This window comes from Halomonas sp. PAMB 3264, assembly GCF_031954245.1.
Classification (GTDB): domain Bacteria; phylum Pseudomonadota; class Gammaproteobacteria; order Pseudomonadales; family Halomonadaceae; genus Vreelandella.
Genome location: NZ_CP134866.1, coordinates 3,304,195 through 3,319,882 on the forward strand (window position 1 = coordinate 3,304,195; position 15,688 = coordinate 3,319,882).

Consider the following 15,688-nt stretch of genomic DNA (forward strand, 5'->3'; position numbering starts at 1 on the left):
ATATGCCCCTCAAGCAGCTGGTATACGAGCATTACGGCCTTCAACTGGACGGACTGGCCGAGCCGCGCCTGTTAAAGGCGATCAACGCGCTGATCACCACCACCGGCAAAACCGATACCGTGGCACTGATTGACCTGCTCGAAAACGACAGGCGCCTGTTCGATGATTTCATCGGCCAACTGACGATCAACGAAACCTATTTTTACCGGGAGGTTGAGGCGCTTGATTGGCTCGTGAGCCACTACCTTCCCCTGCGTTTGAACGAAACCTCGGCGCCCCTGCGCCTGTTAAGCGCGGGCTGCTCCTCCGGGGAAGAACCCTATAGCCTGGCGATGGCGCTGATGGAGCGCTTTGGCCCGCGGGCGACGTCACTTTTTAGCATTACCGGTGGCGACGTGGATCAACAGATGCTGGCCAGAGCGCAGCGAGGGCTTTATAGCGGCATGGCCTTTCGCACGCTCCCCCCTCACCTGAAGGCGCGCTACTTCAAGCCCTACGGTCGCCAATACCTGATCGACGACGCGCTTCGCGATTGGGTGCGCTTTCAAACGCTCAACGTGCTGGACCCCACGCCACAGAGCGATCGACACGCGCCCTTCGATGTCATCCTGTTTCGTAACGTTTCCATCTATTTCGATGAAGAAAAGCGCCGGGTCATTCAACAGCGCTTGAGCGAGCGCCTCGCGCCGACCGGCGTTCTGCTTTGTGGCGTCACGGAAACCCTGGGCAACGATCTGGGCATTCTCAAGCTGACCCAGCACCAGGGCGTGTTTCATTTTCGCCACGCAAACGCCGCCGCCGGCCCGGTCTCGCCAGTTTCCGACGCTCGCCTCGCGCCGGAGTCTCGACCGGTGCCTCAAGCGCCGAAGCCGCTTCAACGGCGCTCTATCGAGAAGGCGACCAGTGGGGAGCTGCCGCACTCGCCGCCGGCCTCTTTCAAGCAACGCATCGAGCTTGCGCGCGAGTGGCTGGATCACAGCCGGTTCGAGGACGCCGAAGCTTGCGTGGCGACCCTGTTAAAAGAGCAGCCCTGGAGCATCGATGCGCTGGTGCTGGCCGGGCTCATCGCTCGCTGGCAAAAAAATGCCGGCCACGCTCAGGCGCTTTTCAAGCGCGCCATCTACGTGATGCCGGAATGCTGGCCCGCGCATTTCTATCAGGCGGAGCTGTTTCGCACGGGCGAGCTGCCACGCTCGCCGGCCCCGCTGCGTCGCGGCTATGAGGCCACGTTGCGTTTGCTCGACGCTAACCCCACATCGCCTGGCGGGCTTGAGGTCATGGCACCGCCGATCCCGCCCGGAGACGCGTTCTTTTTAGCCAAACGCTATCTCGAAGCGCATGCCATTGGGCTGGAGGACGACGATGGCCTTTGATCTCTCCCGCTTCATCGCGCGCTTCGTCGAGGAGGCGCAGGATCATCTGCCCCGCTTGAAAGAGGGGGTCGACGCCCTCGGCCGTGGCGAACGTCACGCCGAAGAGATCAACGCCCTGTTTCGCGCCATGCATACGCTCAAGGGGTCATCGCGGATGCTGCGCCTGGACGCCATTACGTCGCTGGCGCACAGCGCGGAAGAGCTTCTGAGCGCGCTGCGCGACGGTACCCGCAAGCCAACGCCGGACACGCTCGAACTATTGAACCAGGCCGTGGAGCTACTGGACACCCAAGTCAACCGCCTGGCCGAAGGCCACGCGCCGGACACGCTGCCTACCGCCGACCCCGCGCTTTGCCAGGCCATGGAGGGCACCACCGCGGCGCCGGCTTCTGCATCAGACCCGGCGCCGATACCCGCGCCTGTCCCTGGCCCAACCTCTGCCGCTGAAAAGAACGTCGCTCAAGCGGCCACCGACGAAGCACTTTCCCGACGCCTCAAACTCAGCGATACCGTTCGCGTTCGGCTGGAGCGACTCGATGATCTGATTCGTCTGATGGGCGAGGTGCTTTCGGGTCATCATCAGCAGCACGACCTGCTGGATCGGGCCCAGGCGCTGGGCAAAGCGTTGCCGTCGACGTATCAGAGCGCCTTTCGCGCGTTTCATCGCGATCTTAAGGATAGCGTGCTCACCCAGGACGCACTGATGAGTGATCTTCACGACCGCGCACTGCAGATGCGCATGCTGCCGCTTTCTGTCGTGTTCGACCCGCTCGCGCAGATGACCAGAGATCTGGCTCATGCCCTGAACAAGCAGGCTTCCTGTGAGTTGCAGGGAAGCGAGATCGAGCTCGATCGACAGATGATCGACCGGCTGTCCGAGCCGTTGATTCACCTGCTGAGAAACGCCCTGGATCACGGGCTGGAAACGCCCGATCTGCGGCGTCAGGTCGGCAAGGCCGCGAAAGGTAGGGTATCGCTCAAGGCGTGGCAGGACGGGGGCTGGGTCGTGATCGAACTCAGCGACGACGGCGCGGGTATCGATATCGACGCCGTTCGCCAGAAGGCGCTTGGCCGGCAGTTGATCAATGAAGAGCAGCTCACGACGCTGAGCGAGCATGAAACCCTCGAACTGATTTTCCTGCCCGGATTCTCGACCAAACCACTGATCACCGACATGTCAGGCCGGGGTGTGGGTATGGATGTGGTTAAGCGCACCGTGGTGGACGAGCTCAGCGGCGATATCCGGGTCGACAGCCAGCCGGGTAAGGGCACCACCTTCGCGCTGCGTCTGCCGCTGTCGCTTGCCATGCTACGGGTGCTGCTGATTCGAGCGGGCTCACAGACGCTGGGCTTCACAGCACCCTATGTTCAGGAGCTTTTGAAAGTCACGCCCGATGACTTCATCGATACGGCGGGCCAGCCCACGCTGGTTTTGCGCGACGAATTCATTCCCGTGGTATCGCTCGCGTCACTGCTGGGCCTTGAAGCGCCGACAGAAAATGCCCAGGTGTTGCTACTGATCGTTCATCAGGGCAGCCAGAAGCTTGCGCTAATCGTCGAGGAGTTGATTGACGAGCGTGACATGGTGATCAAGCCTTTACCGCCCCATCTTCGCCATCTGCCGCTGGTCGCCGGCATGGTCAGCGTCGGGCGCAACGACCTTGCAAGCCTGCTTCACGTTCCCGCATTATTAACTCAGGTTAAACGAGGCGGCCGCCGCTCCTCGATACTGGAACTCAAGCAAGCCCGGGCGCATCGAATACTGATCGTGGACGATTCGCTCAATACACGCGAAATCGAGAAAGATGTGCTCGAGGCCTGGGGATACCGGGTATCGCTTGCCGAAAACGGTCGCGATGGCCTGACCAAGGCGCTTGCCGACTCCTTCGACGCGGTGCTGACCGATGTCGAAATGCCGATCATGGATGGTTTTACGCTCACCGCTCGGCTGCGCGAACACGAGCGCTATCAGCAAGTGCCGATCATCATCATCACCTCGCGAGAGAAAGAGAGCGATCGCCAGCGAGGCATCGACGCCGGTGCCGACGCCTATATCGTGAAGGGTAGCTTCGACCAGAACAACCTCGTGGATACGCTCAAAGCCCTACTGGGATAGCGCCCCAGGACCAGAAAGAGGAAACTCATGCGGATTCTAGTCGTTGACGACGATGAGCTAGCGGGCGAGATGACCGCTGCCATCCTCGCCTCGCAACACTACACCCCAGTGCTTGCGCTGAACGCGATGGAAGCGATCACCCAGCTCGAGCGTCATTCGGACATCGCGGCCATTGTCAGCGACATGCATATGCCGCTGATCAATGGCACCGACCTCTGCTCGATGCTCAGGGAGCAGGATGTGGCGCTGCCGTTCATCCTGCTGACCGGTGATAGTCCGGATAGCGACCTCCTTGAGACGCCGGGGATTCATGCCTGCCTGCAAAAGGAGGCGGATATGGCCTCGACGCTGTGTCAAACCCTCGAAAGCGCCCTTGGTGCGCACTCCCCTGAGTGAGAATACAGGTATCGAGATGCCGTCCCACGCCCAGACACTGCACGACAAACTCAACGAGCTGCGCTTGCGCTTCGTCGAGCAGCTCCCAGAACGGTTGCAGGCCATTACCCAGCAGTGGCAGCAAAGCCAAGCCTCCTGCGAGGCGCGGGCGCGGCTGGCACCGGATCTACATCGTTTTTTCCATAGCCTGAAAGGCACCGGGCGTTCACTGGGGTTCGAGCGACTCGCCGCGTTAGCCGAACAGGGCGAGAAGCTTCTCACCTCGACATCGGCGCAGGCGCATATCGCCCCGATGATGGATACACTGCTTGGCAAACTCCGTCAGGAACAGGCAAATCTGTTAAAGCAAAAAAACCAGGCGACCACACACGGCTCATCCGCCACGGTGGAACTCCCGGCAACTGCCCTACGCGCAGGCAATCATCGCCAGCGGCTGATCTATCTCTGCGACGATGAGCCCGAGCAGGTCAGCCAACTGCTGCATCATTTACGCTGTTTCGGCCACGAGGCGTACCACTTCGAAGACACGCAGACCTTCTTCAACGCGGTACTGACACGTCGGCCCGACGCCATCATCATGGATGTCCAGTTCCCTCAGGGAAAGACCGCTGGTCCCGAAACCCTGGCCAGCCTGAACAAGCTGACCGGCGAGCGGCTGCCGGCCATCGTACTCTCCTCCTCTGGCGATTTCGGTTCACGACTCAGCGCGGTGCGCGCCGGCTGCAGCGGCTACTTCATCAAACCGGTGAAGCCACTGGAGATAATGCTGGCGCTGGACAAGTTGACCGCCGAACCCGACGACGAACCGCTCAGAGTGCTGGTAGTGGACGACGAGCCGGAAGCGGCTGGCTATCACGCCGCCTTGCTCGAGCGTGCCGGCATGATCACCCAGCAGGCTCACTCCCCCGCCCAGGCATTCGTTACGCTGGAACGCTTCAACCCGGATTTGATGCTGGTAGACATGTACATGCCGGTCTGTTCCGGCGAGGAGCTGGCCACCATCGTACGCCAGCAGCCGGAGTACGTGGGGCTTCCGATCATATACCTCTCTGGCGAGACCGACAGCCAGAAGCAGTTGACGGCCATGAACGCCGGCGTAGAAGGCTTCATCACCAAGCCCGTCATCCCCGATGACCTGGTGGCCGCTGTGACGCTGCGCGCCGAGCGCTTGCGGCACCTGCGCGCGCTGATGACTCAGGACAGCATGACCGGTCTTTATAACCACAGCACCACCACCGATTTGATCAACCGAACGCTGGCGCAGGCGTACCGAGACGACACTCACCATGCCATGGCCATGCTCGATATCGACCACTTCAAGGACATCAACGATACCTACGGCCATCTGGCGGGCGACCAGGTCATCATCACCCTGGCGCACATGCTGAAAACGCGCTTTCGCACCTCGGACATCATCGGCCGCTACGGCGGTGAAGAGTTCGTCATCCTGATGAAAAACGTGACGCTGGACATCGCCACCCGGCTGATCGAGAGGCTACGCCAAGACTTTGAGCAGGTCGATTTTCACGCCGGTGACGCGCGCTTCAACTGCACCTTCAGCGCCGGTATCAGCGATTTTCCCCGCCACCCTTCCACCGAGACGCTGCGCGTTAGTGCCGACCAGGCCCTTTACCGCGCCAAGAGCCAAGGGCGTAATCAGCTCGTCATCAACACGGAGGCCGATGCCCTTGACGACCAATGATGATTCTCGTCTGGATCTCGAGCAGGCGCTTTCAAGCCAGGGCGCCGGATGCTCAGACCTTGAGGTAGATGAGCCGACTCAGCAAGTGGTGCTTTTTCGGCTGGCCGGTCAGCGCTTTGCCTTGGCCGGAAGCGTGGTGAGCGAAATTCTGAGCGGCGAGCAAAGCGTGTACTTCATACCCGGGCTGCCCGATACCATCGAGGGCGTAATCCATCTGCGGGGCACCATCGAGTCCGTTATTACGCTCGAGCGCCTTCTGGGACTTGAGGCGTCCAAAAGCGATGGCATGATCCTGCTCGTTCGTGGCGATGCGATTACCACAGGGGTACGCATTGAGCAGCTGGACGATGTGTGCGACGTCGTGATCAGCGCGCTCAGGCCCCCGCCGGAAACGCTGCCTGAAGCGCTCAAACCCTTCGTTGGCGCGGTGATCCATAGAGACGAGCGTGAAGCCATCGCCCTGCTCGATGCCCAGGCACTGCTAAGCGCTTTTCAGGCAGGCCAGGGTTAGCGCGTGCCGACGGTCGCGCTCGTCGCCTTCTCGACAGGCCACTACCGCTACGCGCTCGAGGCAAGCCAGGTACGCCGCCTCACCCTGCACGCCGACGTCGAACGCGTCATCAGGGCAGCAGCGCTACTGGGTCTACCGGATAACGACGCTCCCCCGGATCGCTGGCTTACGCTAAGCGACGCACAAGGCGTGTGGCAACTCGGGGTCGGGGGCAGCGTCGAGCTCATCGAATGGCCCGCCTCGGCGCTTTACCCCTTGCCCGCGCTCGTCAAGGCACGCGCATTGGCCCCCTTGTGCGGCGTGGCCATGCAAGGAGCACGTGCCGAGCTATGGCTACTGGACGCCGAGCGGCTCACAGGCCCTACGGCGCCAGCCACAGACACGTAAGCGAATCGCCGGGCGTGACCGTCCGATGCGCCTCGACGACGGCGAGCGCGTCGGCGGCCACGCAGGAAGAGAGCACCGACGAATCCTGATCCTCGAAGGCGTGCGCCTCGATGCCGCCGGGGGTAAACGAAAGCCTTACGCGCATGTAGTGCTGGCGCGGGCCGGTGGTGGCCGAAAAGCGCGCCACCGCTGGAAGAGGTGAAAGCGAGGCGAGCGCTGGGCAGCCCAGAAGCATCCCCATCAGCGGGCGCAGAAACAGCCACGCGCCGACAAAGCCCGACACCGGGTTGCCGGGAAGGCCGACAAAGCGCGCCGCGCCCCCCTCCCCGCGAGGCAGCCGCCCCAGCGCCAGCGGCTTGCCCGGGCGAATGGCCAAACGCCAGAGATCCAGCTGGCCCAGCGCCTCCAACGCTTTCTTGACGTGATCCTCCTCGCCGACGCTCACCCCGCCGGTGGTGATGACCACATCGGCGCCCTGAGCCGCCCGGGTCAGGCAGGCGCAGGTCTCGCCGAAGCTGTCCGGCACGCTTTCGATATGCACGACCTCGGCGCCGAAGCTCTCCAGAAGGCGCTTGAGCATTGGCCGGTTGCTGTTGTAGAGCTGGCCGGGCGCGAGCGGCTGACCGGGCTCGATGACCTCATCACCGGTGGACAATAGCGCCACCCGCGGACGGCGACGCACGCTCACCCGCGCGATGCCCTGCCCCGCCAGATGGCCAAGCGCGGCGGCGTTTAGCCGCGTGCCCGCTTCGAGCAGGACATCCCCACGGGCGACATCCCGGGCGCGGCGGCGCACGCTATTGCCCACCGCGATACCGGCGGGGATGTTCGCCCGCTCGCCGTCGAGTTCGACCTCCTCCTGCATCACCACACAGTCGGCACCCTCCGGCAGCTCGCCGCCGGTGAAGATGCGCGCGCAGGTGCCGGGTGCAAGCGGCGCGGCCGGGTGGCCCGCGGCGATGCGCTGGGAGACCGGCAGCCAGCCGCCGGCGTCCGCGGCGCGCAGGGCGTAGCCGTCCATGGCGCTGTTGTCCCGGGCGGGCACGTCGAGCGCGGCGGTGACGGCGGCGGCCAGCACGCGCTCGGCGGCGTCATCGAGCGCTACGTCCTCAGTGTCCAGCGGGCTTACGTCGGCCAGAAGCGCCTCTAACGCTTTCTCGATGGGGGCAAGCTCAGCCATGCTGCCCCCGCCCGGGAATCACCAGGTTGGCGAAGTTGCAGGGCTTATGGCGGCTGTCGAGCTGCTCGGCCAGCAGGCGGTCCCAGCCGGTGCGACACGCCCCGGTAGAGCCCGGCAGGCAGAAGATCACGGTGGCGTTGGCAAGCCCGCCCAGGCAGCGGCTCTGAATCGTGGAGCTTCCGATCTCGTCGCCGCTTAACTGGCGAAAGCGCTCGCCGAACCCTTCGATGGCTTTATCGAACAGTACCGATACCGCCTCCGGGGTGGAGTCGCGCCCGGTAAAGCCGGTGCCGCCGGTGGTGATCACCACCTGCACCTCACTGCTTGCGATCCATTCGGCCACCACCGCGCGAATACGGTACATATCGTCGGCCACGATGCGCTTTTCCACCAGCCGGTGGCCAGCGCCTTCCAGCCTCTCGATTAACAGCGCGCCAGAGCGGTCGCTCTCCTCGGTGCGGGTGTCGGAGACGGTGAGCACGGCGATATTCAAGGCCTCCATGTCCCCTGACCTGGCCGCTTGAGGGCTGTTTTGCGTTTCCAAGGCGCTACTCCTCGTGGCTCTTGTTCGCCTGGCGCGCCTCGAGCGCGGCGAGCTGCTCCGGTGTGGCCTTCGCCTGATGGTGCTCTTTCCACTCGCTGTAGGGCATGCCGTAAACGTGCTGGCGGGCGGCCTCGTAGTCGAGGCGTTCGCCGCGCTCCTCGGCGGCGCTGACCAGCCATTTCGAGAGACAGTTGCGGCAAAAATCCGCCAGAATCATCAGGTCGATGTTCTGAACGTCCTTGTTGGCGTCCAGATGGCTCAGCAGCCGACGAAAGGCGGCGGCTTCGAGTTCGGTTTGGGTCGTCGGGTCCAGATCGTTGAAGGCGTGCATGAAAGCTCTCCGCGGTTGAATGGTGCTCAGCATAGCAAAAGAGTCGCTTTAAAAACGTTTTCGCCGCTGCGAATATGGCACACTCTGAGCACGTCGCGACTCAGGCGCGGTCTACCTTTAAAAGCCGCGCCTTTCAGGCGTGCCGACGGCTTCACTCATCACGCGCAGGGCACTTTCATGATCGCGCCACAGCAACTGACCGGACTGATTTTGGCCGGCGGCGAAGGTCGCCGCATGGGCGGGCGCGACAAGGGCCTGGCGCCCTTCGAGGACCTGCCGCTGTTCGCCCACGCCTTGAAGCGTCTGGAAGGGCGCGTAAGCGAAACCCTCGTCAGCGCCAACCGCAATCAGGACGCCTATGCGCTTTTGGGTCCGCGCGTGATCGAGGATGCCAGGCCCGGCTTTTTCGGCCCGCTGATGGGCATCTACAGCGGCCTGCTGGCGGCGAAAACGCCGTGGCTGATCGTGGTGCCCTGCGATACGCCGCTTCTGCCCATGACGCTGGTCGAGCGCCTGGTCGGTGGGCTCGACGGCGGCCAGGCGGCCATCGCCTTCGACGGCGAGCGCGACCACCCGACGGTGGCGCTCATCGCCACTGCGCTGGCCGACGATCTCGGCGCCTTTCTGGCCAGCGGCGAGCGCAAGCTCGGCCGCTGGTTCGAGCGTTTTGAAGCGCGGCGGGTGGATTTCTCTGACGTGAAGGAGGCGTTCGTCAACCTCAACAGCGAAGAGGCGCTCAAGCGTTTGGAGCTTGGCCGCGCGGACGCCCGCCGGGAGCGGCCATGACGCCGGATCGAAGTGGCGCGCCGCTGAGCGTCGACCAGGCGCGCCAGGCACTGCTCGCGCTGGTCCCCCGGCCGATGGGCACCGAGGAGGTTCGCCTCGACCAGGCGCTCGGGCGCCTGTTGAGTGAGTCGATCACGGCGCCCATGGACGTGCCCCGCTACACCAACGCGGCGCTGGATGGCATCGCGCTTGGCTGGCGCGAGGCGCTGCCCGCGCGCTGGCATCCGGCCGGCAGCGCCTTCGCCGGTCAGCGCTTTGACGGCGCGCTCGGTGAAGGCGAGTGCGTGCGCATCACCACCGGCGCGCCGCTGCCGCCAGGCACCGACACGGTCATCGCCTGCGAGCAGCTCGATGAGCACGACGGCGCCGTGATGCTCAACGACCCCGAGCGCGTGGTGAAAGGCCAGAACGTTCGCCGGGCCGGTGAGGAGTTGGCCGCGGGTGCTCCAGTGCTGTCCGCGCTCACGCGTCTCGACCCCGGCGCTCTTGGGCTGATCGCCTCGCTGGGGCTTGCCACGGTGCGCGTCGTCAAGCGCCCGAAGGTGGCGCTCTTTTCCACCGGCAACGAGGTTACCGAGCCCGGCGAGACGCTGCCACCGGCGGGTATTTTCGACGCCAACCGATTCGCCTTAAAGGGGCTTTTACAAGAGGCCGGTGCGCGCGTGCTGGATCTTGGCATCCTGCCGGACGACCCGGAGGCGATCGTCTCCGCGCTGGGCAGGGCCGCCGAGCAGAGCGACCTGGTGCTCACCAGCGCCGGCGTCTCGGTGGGCACGAAGGATTTCACCCGTAGTGCGCTCGAGCGGCTGGGCACGCTCGGCTTCTGGCGGGTGGCGCTGCGACCGGGCAAGCCACTGGCCTGCGGCACACTTGGCGCGCGCCAAACGCCCTTCGTCGGGCTGCCCGGGAACCCGGTAGCAGCGATGGTGACGTTTCATCAGTTCGTCGCGCCGCTACTGGCGCGCCTGGAGGGCCAGCCCGTTGCCGCGCCCGCGCGTCTGACGGCGGTACTCGACTCGCCGGTTGAAGGGCGCCTGGGGCGGCTCGATCTGCTTCGCGGGGTGTACCGGGGCGATGAACAAGGCGTGATACGTGTACACGCGCTCAAGGCCCAGGGCTCGGGTATGTTAACCTCGATGGTGGCGGCCAACTGTCTGATCGAGCTTTGTGAGGAGCGCGATGTCGCCGTGGCGGGCGAGGTCGTCGCGATCCAGCCGCTTCGCGCGCCCCAATCGACTACACTGCCCCCATCCACCGGTTCGAGAGATGGCCATGACCGAGCAACTGATTGACAGCGTTGGCCGCCGGGTCAACTACGTACGGATCTCAGTCACTGATCGCTGCGACTTTCGCTGCGTGTACTGCATGAGCGAGGAGATGACCTTTCTTCCGCGTGCGCAGGTGCTCACCCTCGAAGAGATCGCCACCGTCGCGCGGGCCTTTACCGAGCTCGGCGTCGAGAAAATCCGCCTGACCGGCGGTGAGCCGCTGGTGCGCGGTAATATTGGCGAGCTGGTCGACGAGATCGGCGCCCTGCCCGGGCTCAGTGACTTCACCATGACCACCAACGGCGCAAGCCTCAGAAAGCACGCCCAACGACTTTTCGACGGCGGGCTCAAGCGGCTCAACGTAAGCCTCGACTCGCTCGACCCCGCGCGCTTCAAGGCGCTGACCCGCACCGGTGATCTGGACAAGGTGATCGATGGCATTCGCGCCGCCAAAGAGGTGGGCTTTGAGCGCATCAAACTCAACGCGGTGATCCTCAAGGGGCGCAACGACGATGAGGTGCTGGATTTGGTCGACTTCGCCCGCCGGGAAGACCTCGATATCAGCTTCATCGAAGAGATGCCGCTGGGGGATGTGTCGGATCACTCTCGCGCCGAAACCTTCTACTCAAGCGACGACGTCAAGGCGCTGATCGAGGCGCGCTACCCGCTGATGCCAAGTACGGTGACCACGCCGGGCCCGTCGCGCTACTTCAAGATGAGTGACAGCGACAGCCGCATCGGCTTCATCTCGCCGCACAGCCACAATTTCTGCGACAGCTGCAACCGGGTGCGCGTCACCGTCGAGGGGCGGCTCTTGCTGTGTCTGGGCAACGAGCACTCGGTGGATCTGCGCGCGGTGCTTCGCCGCCACCCTGGCGACATGGACGCGCTCAAGCGTGCGATCATCCATGCGCTGCCGCTCAAGCCCGAGCGCCACCACTTCACGACCGACGGCGATGTGCAGGTGGTGCGCTTCATGAACATGACCGGCGGCTAACCCGTGACGATGGCGCGCATTCCCACCCACGTGGTGACCGGCTTTCTCGGCAGCGGCAAGACCACGCTTATCCACAGCCTGATCGAGCAAAAGCCTGTGGAAGAGAAATGGGCGGTACTGGTCAACGAGTTCGGCCAGATCGGCATCGACCAAACGATGTTCGACCATCGCGACGACGTGGTGGTCAAAGGCCTGCCCGGCGGGTGTCTGTGCTGCCAGCTCGCGTTCGTGCTGCAAGCGGCGCTGGTCGAGCTGATCCGCCGCTCCAGGCCCGATCGGGTGATCATCGAACCGTCGGGCCTTGGCCATCCGGCGGGGCTGCTGGATCTGCTGCGCGGCGAAGCTTTTGAGGGCGTGCTGGAGGTGCGCGACATCATCGCCACCCTCGACCCACGCCGACTCGATGAGCCCCGGGTGCGCGAGCACGAAACCTTCAACGACCAGCTCGCCGTGGCGGACGCCGTGGTGCTCACGCTGACCGACCAGGCCGTTGAAGCCCAGAACGCCCGCGGCCGGGCCTTCGTCGAGGCGCTATGGCCTGCCCCCAAGTGGGTCCACGACAGCGCGGGCGGAGCGCTGCCGCTGTCGCTTCTCACCCAGGGCGGCCAGGCGGGTTCATCAACGGTGGTCATGCCCGACGCCCACCGGGTACTGGTCGCCCCGCCAACGCTTTCGGGCCATTTTTTCGACGCCCCGCCCGCGCCTGGCTCGCCGCGACTCGAGACCGCCTCGGCACTAGGCTACGCCAGCAGCGGGCTTCGCTGGCATCCGGATGAGCGCTTCGATCTCGACCGGCTCGCCCACACGCTATCAGAGCTGCCCAAGGCAGCGCGGGCCAAGGGCGTGTTCCATACCGACGGCGGCTGGAAACGGCTCAATCGCGCCGAGGGCGTATTGAGCGTCGAGGCGAGCGCCTGGCGTCAGGACTCGCGCCTGGAAGTCATTCTTCCCGACGACCAGGCCCTGGATCACCCGACCCTTCTCGATCGTCTGGCCGCCCTTTCGCACTGAGCGCGATGGCCTCGAGCGCGGCGACTGGCATGGGCCGGCCGAACAGATACCCCTGAAACGCGTAACAGCCGTTGGCCAATAGCCACTGGTACTGCTCTTGGGTTTCCACCCCTTCGGCAATGACGTCCAGACTCAGACTCGATGCCAGGGCGATGGTGGTGCTTACGATGGCCGCGTTGGCCGAGCTTTCCGGCACCTGCTGCACGAAGGACTGATCGATCTTGAGCTGGTCCAGCGGCAATTGGGCCAGATACGAAAGCGATGAGTAGCCGGTACCGAAATCGTCGAGCGAAAAGCGCACGCCGTGGGCCTTGAGCCGCAGCATGGTATCGCGCACTTCCTCTGGCGCCTCGACGAACAGCGACTCGGTCACCTCGAGCTTCAGGCGCGAAAGCGGCGCCTGGGTGCGCTGGAACACGCTTTCGGTTCGGCGAACGAAGCCTGGTTCGCGAAACTGCAGCGGACTCAGATTGATCGACAGCGTCAGCGTCGCGAGAATCGGGTCGCGCGCCCACTCGATGAGCTGCCAGCACGCCTGCTCCAGAATCCACTCGCCGACTTCATTGATCAGCCCGGTGGACTCCAAAAGCGGCATGAACGCGCCCGGCGAGATGATGCCACGCTCGGCGTGATCCCAGCGCAGCAGCGCCTCGACGCCGGTCAGGGTGCCATCGGCGTCGACCTGGGGCTGATAGAAAAGATGCCACTGCTTGAAGATGACCGCCTGGCGCAGGTCGGCCTCGAGCCGCACTCGGGTCAAGAGCTCCGCCTGCATGTCCGGAGTGAAGAAGCGCAGCGCCTGACGGCCGCTCGCCTTGGCCTGGGAGAGCGCCATATCCGCCTGCTGCAGGTAGTCGTCCATGTTCTGCTGGTCGTTCGACATCATCGTCGCCCCGACGCTGGCGGTCACCGTGATCAGGCTATCATTGATACGAATGGGCTCACTGAGCGTGGCCATGAGCTTGTTGGCGATGCCGCGGGCCAGCTGGTGCGTTTGCGCCAGGCTGCTGTCCACGCCCTCGACCAGCACCGCGAACTCGTCGCCGCCAAGCCGCGCCAGGGTATCGGTGTCGCGCAGCATCCGCGACAGGCGCCGCGACACGCCTCGCAACAGCTGGTCCCCCGCGTGGTAGCCCAGGGTATCGTTGATCTCCTTGAAGCTGTCGATATCGAACAGCATCACCGCTCCAAAACGCTGGTGGCGGTTGATCTCTTTCAGGGCGGTTTCGAGCCGGTCCATGAACAGGCGCCGGTTGCTAAGCCCGGTCAGCGGGTCGTAGAACGCAAGCTGGTGAATCTCCTGCTCGGCGGCCTTGCGCTCGCTGATGTCGCTGATGGTCGCCACGTAGTGGCTGAGTGTGTCGCTGTCGTCGTAGGTGGCGCTGATGGTGATCCACTGCGGAAAGAGCTCGCCGTTTTTACGCTTGTTCCAGATCTCGCCTTCCCAGTTGCCGCTTTGATGCACGCGCTGCCAAAGCTCGCGGTAGAACGCCGCACCATGCTGACCCGAGCTGAACATCCGCGGCGTTTTACCGACCATTTCCTCTTCGCTGTAGCCGGTGATGCGCCTGAACGTGTCGTTGGTCTTGAGGATGTAGCCCTTACAATCGGTGATCAGAATGCCCAGATGGGTCTGAAAGGCGGCAGCGGCGATTCTGAGTTCCGCCTGCAGTTTTTTGTCCTCGGTGATGTCGCGCACCACCGACAGCACGCCGCTGAACTGGCCACTTACGTCCGTCAGCGGGCTGACCGTAGCGTTAAAATGGTTGAGTTTGCCATCGAGGGTCAGTGGATACTCGTAGTTCTCCACCTGACGCAGCCGCTTGACGCGTTCGAAAACGTTCTGAAAGGCCTCGGCCAGATCCTTTGGCAGTAACTCGGTGAAGTGGCGCCCGATGATGAGCTCAGGCTCGAGCAATAGCCGCGTTCTGTCGATCGCGTGAACGTAGCTAAAACGCCCCTGCTCATCGAAGACGAAGATCAGATCCTGCAGCGAATTCACCAGTGCATCCAGGCGCACGTCGCGCTCGCGGGCCTGTGCCCTGGCGAGCTCGCGCTCCTCGATGCGCGTTTGTAAAAGCCTCGCCAGCGCCAGCCGGTTGAGATAGTGGCGAAGCCCCCAGGCACCCAGCAGCGCGATCAGTATCATCACGAGGCACAAAAGCGCCACACGGTCGCGCCACTCGCTCAAAAGATGCTGGCGGTCCACACCGACGACGGCGTAGATGGGGTAGTCGCCAACGCGCTCCATATGCAGCAGCCGCTCGCGATGATCGATGGGCGAGCGCATCACGAAGGTACGCGAGTACTCGTTGGAGGCGAGCGGCGTCCACGTGGCGGGAAGCTCCAACCGCTGGCCGATCGAGACACGCAGCGGTGGCTGCGCATGGCGTGCGATGAGCTGATAGTCGGTGTCGATCAGCGCAATGCTCTCGCCGTCACTGATGCCGAGCCGGGAGAGGGCATCGGCAAAGATCTGCGGACGAATACGCGAGACAGCGAGACCGGCAAACTCGCCCTGGGCGTCGTCCCGGCGCCGAGCGCTATAAAGATAGACCTCGCCACTTTCCGGAGAACGCTGAAGCGTGGTGGCATCGTGCACAAGATCGCTACTCTTGAACGCTTCGAAGAACCCGGCATCGCGATACGAGACCCCTTCGTAGCGCTCGTCGCTAGCCAGAATGACGCGGCCACTTGCATCGAGTACGCCCATTTCGTCGACGGAGGTGACGTAGCGGGTCAGGTGATCGAGCGCCTGCTCTAGCGCTTCGGGATTACGCCCCCCCTCGTTTTCGAAAAACGACATCAATTCCGAGAGGCTGAAAAGCGCCTGCTCGCTTTGGCCCATGATGCCACTGGTCCACTGAGCGACGACGCTGGCGCGCGCCTCCATACGCAGTTCGGCGGTGCTGATTTCCTGGCGGTACTGCTGGTACATCATCGCGCTGGAGACACCGATGGTGACGATCAGCGCCAGCACGTAGCACAGTACGGCGCGTCGCCCAGTGGCGGCGGGGCCAGGAGGCTCGAGGATCGACGAGGGGGTGCTATCCGGTGAGTGAGACATTACGGGGATGCCTTCTTCA

Annotated in this window: 14 protein-coding genes; 10 read left to right on the forward strand and 4 right to left on the reverse strand. The window is 63.8% G+C overall.

The window, feature by feature from the left end:
• Positions 1–2: 2 nt before the first annotated feature.
• The 6 genes from RN347_RS14965 to RN347_RS14990 are packed head-to-tail and all read left to right on the forward strand — an operon-like array spanning position 3 to position 6,485.
• A complete protein-coding gene (locus RN347_RS14965) occupies positions 3–1,373 on the forward strand; it encodes a CheR family methyltransferase (RefSeq protein ID WP_311958772.1) in 1,371 nt (456 codons plus the stop codon).
• Complete coding sequence (locus RN347_RS14970; RefSeq protein ID WP_311958773.1) at positions 1,363–3,489, forward strand: hybrid sensor histidine kinase/response regulator; 2,127 nt, start codon at positions 1,363–1,365, stop codon at positions 3,487–3,489. The genes RN347_RS14965 and RN347_RS14970 overlap by 11 nt, the downstream gene beginning before the upstream one ends.
• 27 nt (positions 3,490–3,516) lie before the next feature.
• Complete coding sequence (locus RN347_RS14975; protein ID WP_311958774.1) at positions 3,517–3,885, forward strand: response regulator; 369 nt, start codon at positions 3,517–3,519, stop codon at positions 3,883–3,885.
• A gap of 16 nt (positions 3,886–3,901) precedes the next feature.
• Positions 3,902–5,587 carry a diguanylate cyclase gene (locus RN347_RS14980; protein WP_311958775.1) on the forward strand — a complete coding sequence of 562 codons (1,686 nt, stop codon included), beginning with the start codon at positions 3,902–3,904 and terminating at the stop codon, positions 5,585–5,587.
• Positions 5,568–6,098 (forward strand): chemotaxis protein CheW, encoded by a 531-nt coding sequence (locus tag RN347_RS14985; RefSeq protein ID WP_409365762.1) that lies wholly within the window; start codon positions 5,568–5,570, stop codon positions 6,096–6,098. Before RN347_RS14980 ends, RN347_RS14985 begins: the two co-directional genes overlap by 20 nt.
• Positions 6,099–6,101: 3 nt before the next feature.
• A complete protein-coding gene (locus tag RN347_RS14990) occupies positions 6,102–6,485 on the forward strand; it encodes a hypothetical protein (RefSeq protein WP_311958777.1) in 384 nt (127 codons plus the stop codon).
• Here the strand turns inward: RN347_RS14990 and glp (RN347_RS14995) are convergent.
• Genes glp (RN347_RS14995) through RN347_RS15005 form a run of 3 tightly spaced genes read right to left on the reverse strand, consistent with a single transcriptional unit; the run spans position 6,460 to position 8,540 of the window.
• Complete coding sequence (gene glp, locus RN347_RS14995) at positions 6,460–7,665, reverse strand: gephyrin-like molybdotransferase Glp (RefSeq protein ID WP_311958778.1); 1,206 nt, start codon at positions 7,663–7,665, stop codon at positions 6,460–6,462. The two genes, RN347_RS14990 and glp (RN347_RS14995), sit on opposite strands and share 26 nt — an antisense overlap.
• Positions 7,658–8,167, reverse strand: coding sequence for a molybdenum cofactor biosynthesis protein B (gene moaB / locus RN347_RS15000; RefSeq protein WP_263586038.1), 510 nt, complete (start codon positions 8,165–8,167; stop codon positions 7,658–7,660). The genes glp (RN347_RS14995) and moaB overlap by 8 nt, the downstream gene beginning before the upstream one ends.
• 46 nt (positions 8,168–8,213) lie before the next feature.
• Complete coding sequence (locus tag RN347_RS15005) at positions 8,214–8,540, reverse strand: DUF1244 domain-containing protein (RefSeq protein ID WP_263586037.1); 327 nt, start codon at positions 8,538–8,540, stop codon at positions 8,214–8,216.
• Positions 8,541–8,717: 177 nt separating this feature from the next.
• On the opposite strand from RN347_RS15005, the gene mobA reads away from it, so the two are divergent.
• Genes mobA through RN347_RS15025 form a run of 4 tightly spaced genes read left to right on the forward strand, consistent with a single transcriptional unit; the run spans position 8,718 to position 12,602 of the window.
• Positions 8,718–9,326, forward strand: coding sequence for a molybdenum cofactor guanylyltransferase MobA (gene mobA, locus RN347_RS15010; protein ID WP_311958779.1), 609 nt, complete (start codon positions 8,718–8,720; stop codon positions 9,324–9,326).
• The gene (gene glp / locus RN347_RS15015) at positions 9,323–10,618 is read left to right on the forward strand and encodes a gephyrin-like molybdotransferase Glp (protein WP_311958780.1); all 1,296 of its coding nucleotides are present in this window, start codon (positions 9,323–9,325) and stop codon (positions 10,616–10,618) included. Before mobA ends, glp (RN347_RS15015) begins: the two co-directional genes overlap by 4 nt.
• Positions 10,599–11,591 (forward strand): GTP 3',8-cyclase MoaA, encoded by a 993-nt coding sequence (moaA, locus tag RN347_RS15020; RefSeq protein WP_311958781.1) that lies wholly within the window; start codon positions 10,599–10,601, stop codon positions 11,589–11,591. The genes glp (RN347_RS15015) and moaA overlap by 20 nt, the downstream gene beginning before the upstream one ends.
• Positions 11,592–11,600: 9 nt before the next feature.
• On the forward strand, positions 11,601–12,602 hold the full coding sequence (locus RN347_RS15025) for a GTP-binding protein (RefSeq protein ID WP_311960858.1): 1,002 nt from the start codon (positions 11,601–11,603) through the stop codon (positions 12,600–12,602).
• On the opposite strand, the gene RN347_RS15030 is transcribed toward RN347_RS15025, so the two are convergent.
• The gene (locus RN347_RS15030) at positions 12,532–15,669 is read right to left on the reverse strand and encodes an EAL domain-containing protein (RefSeq protein ID WP_311958782.1); all 3,138 of its coding nucleotides are present in this window, start codon (positions 15,667–15,669) and stop codon (positions 12,532–12,534) included. The two genes, RN347_RS15025 and RN347_RS15030, sit on opposite strands and share 71 nt — an antisense overlap.
• Positions 15,670–15,688: the final 19 nt, after the last annotated feature.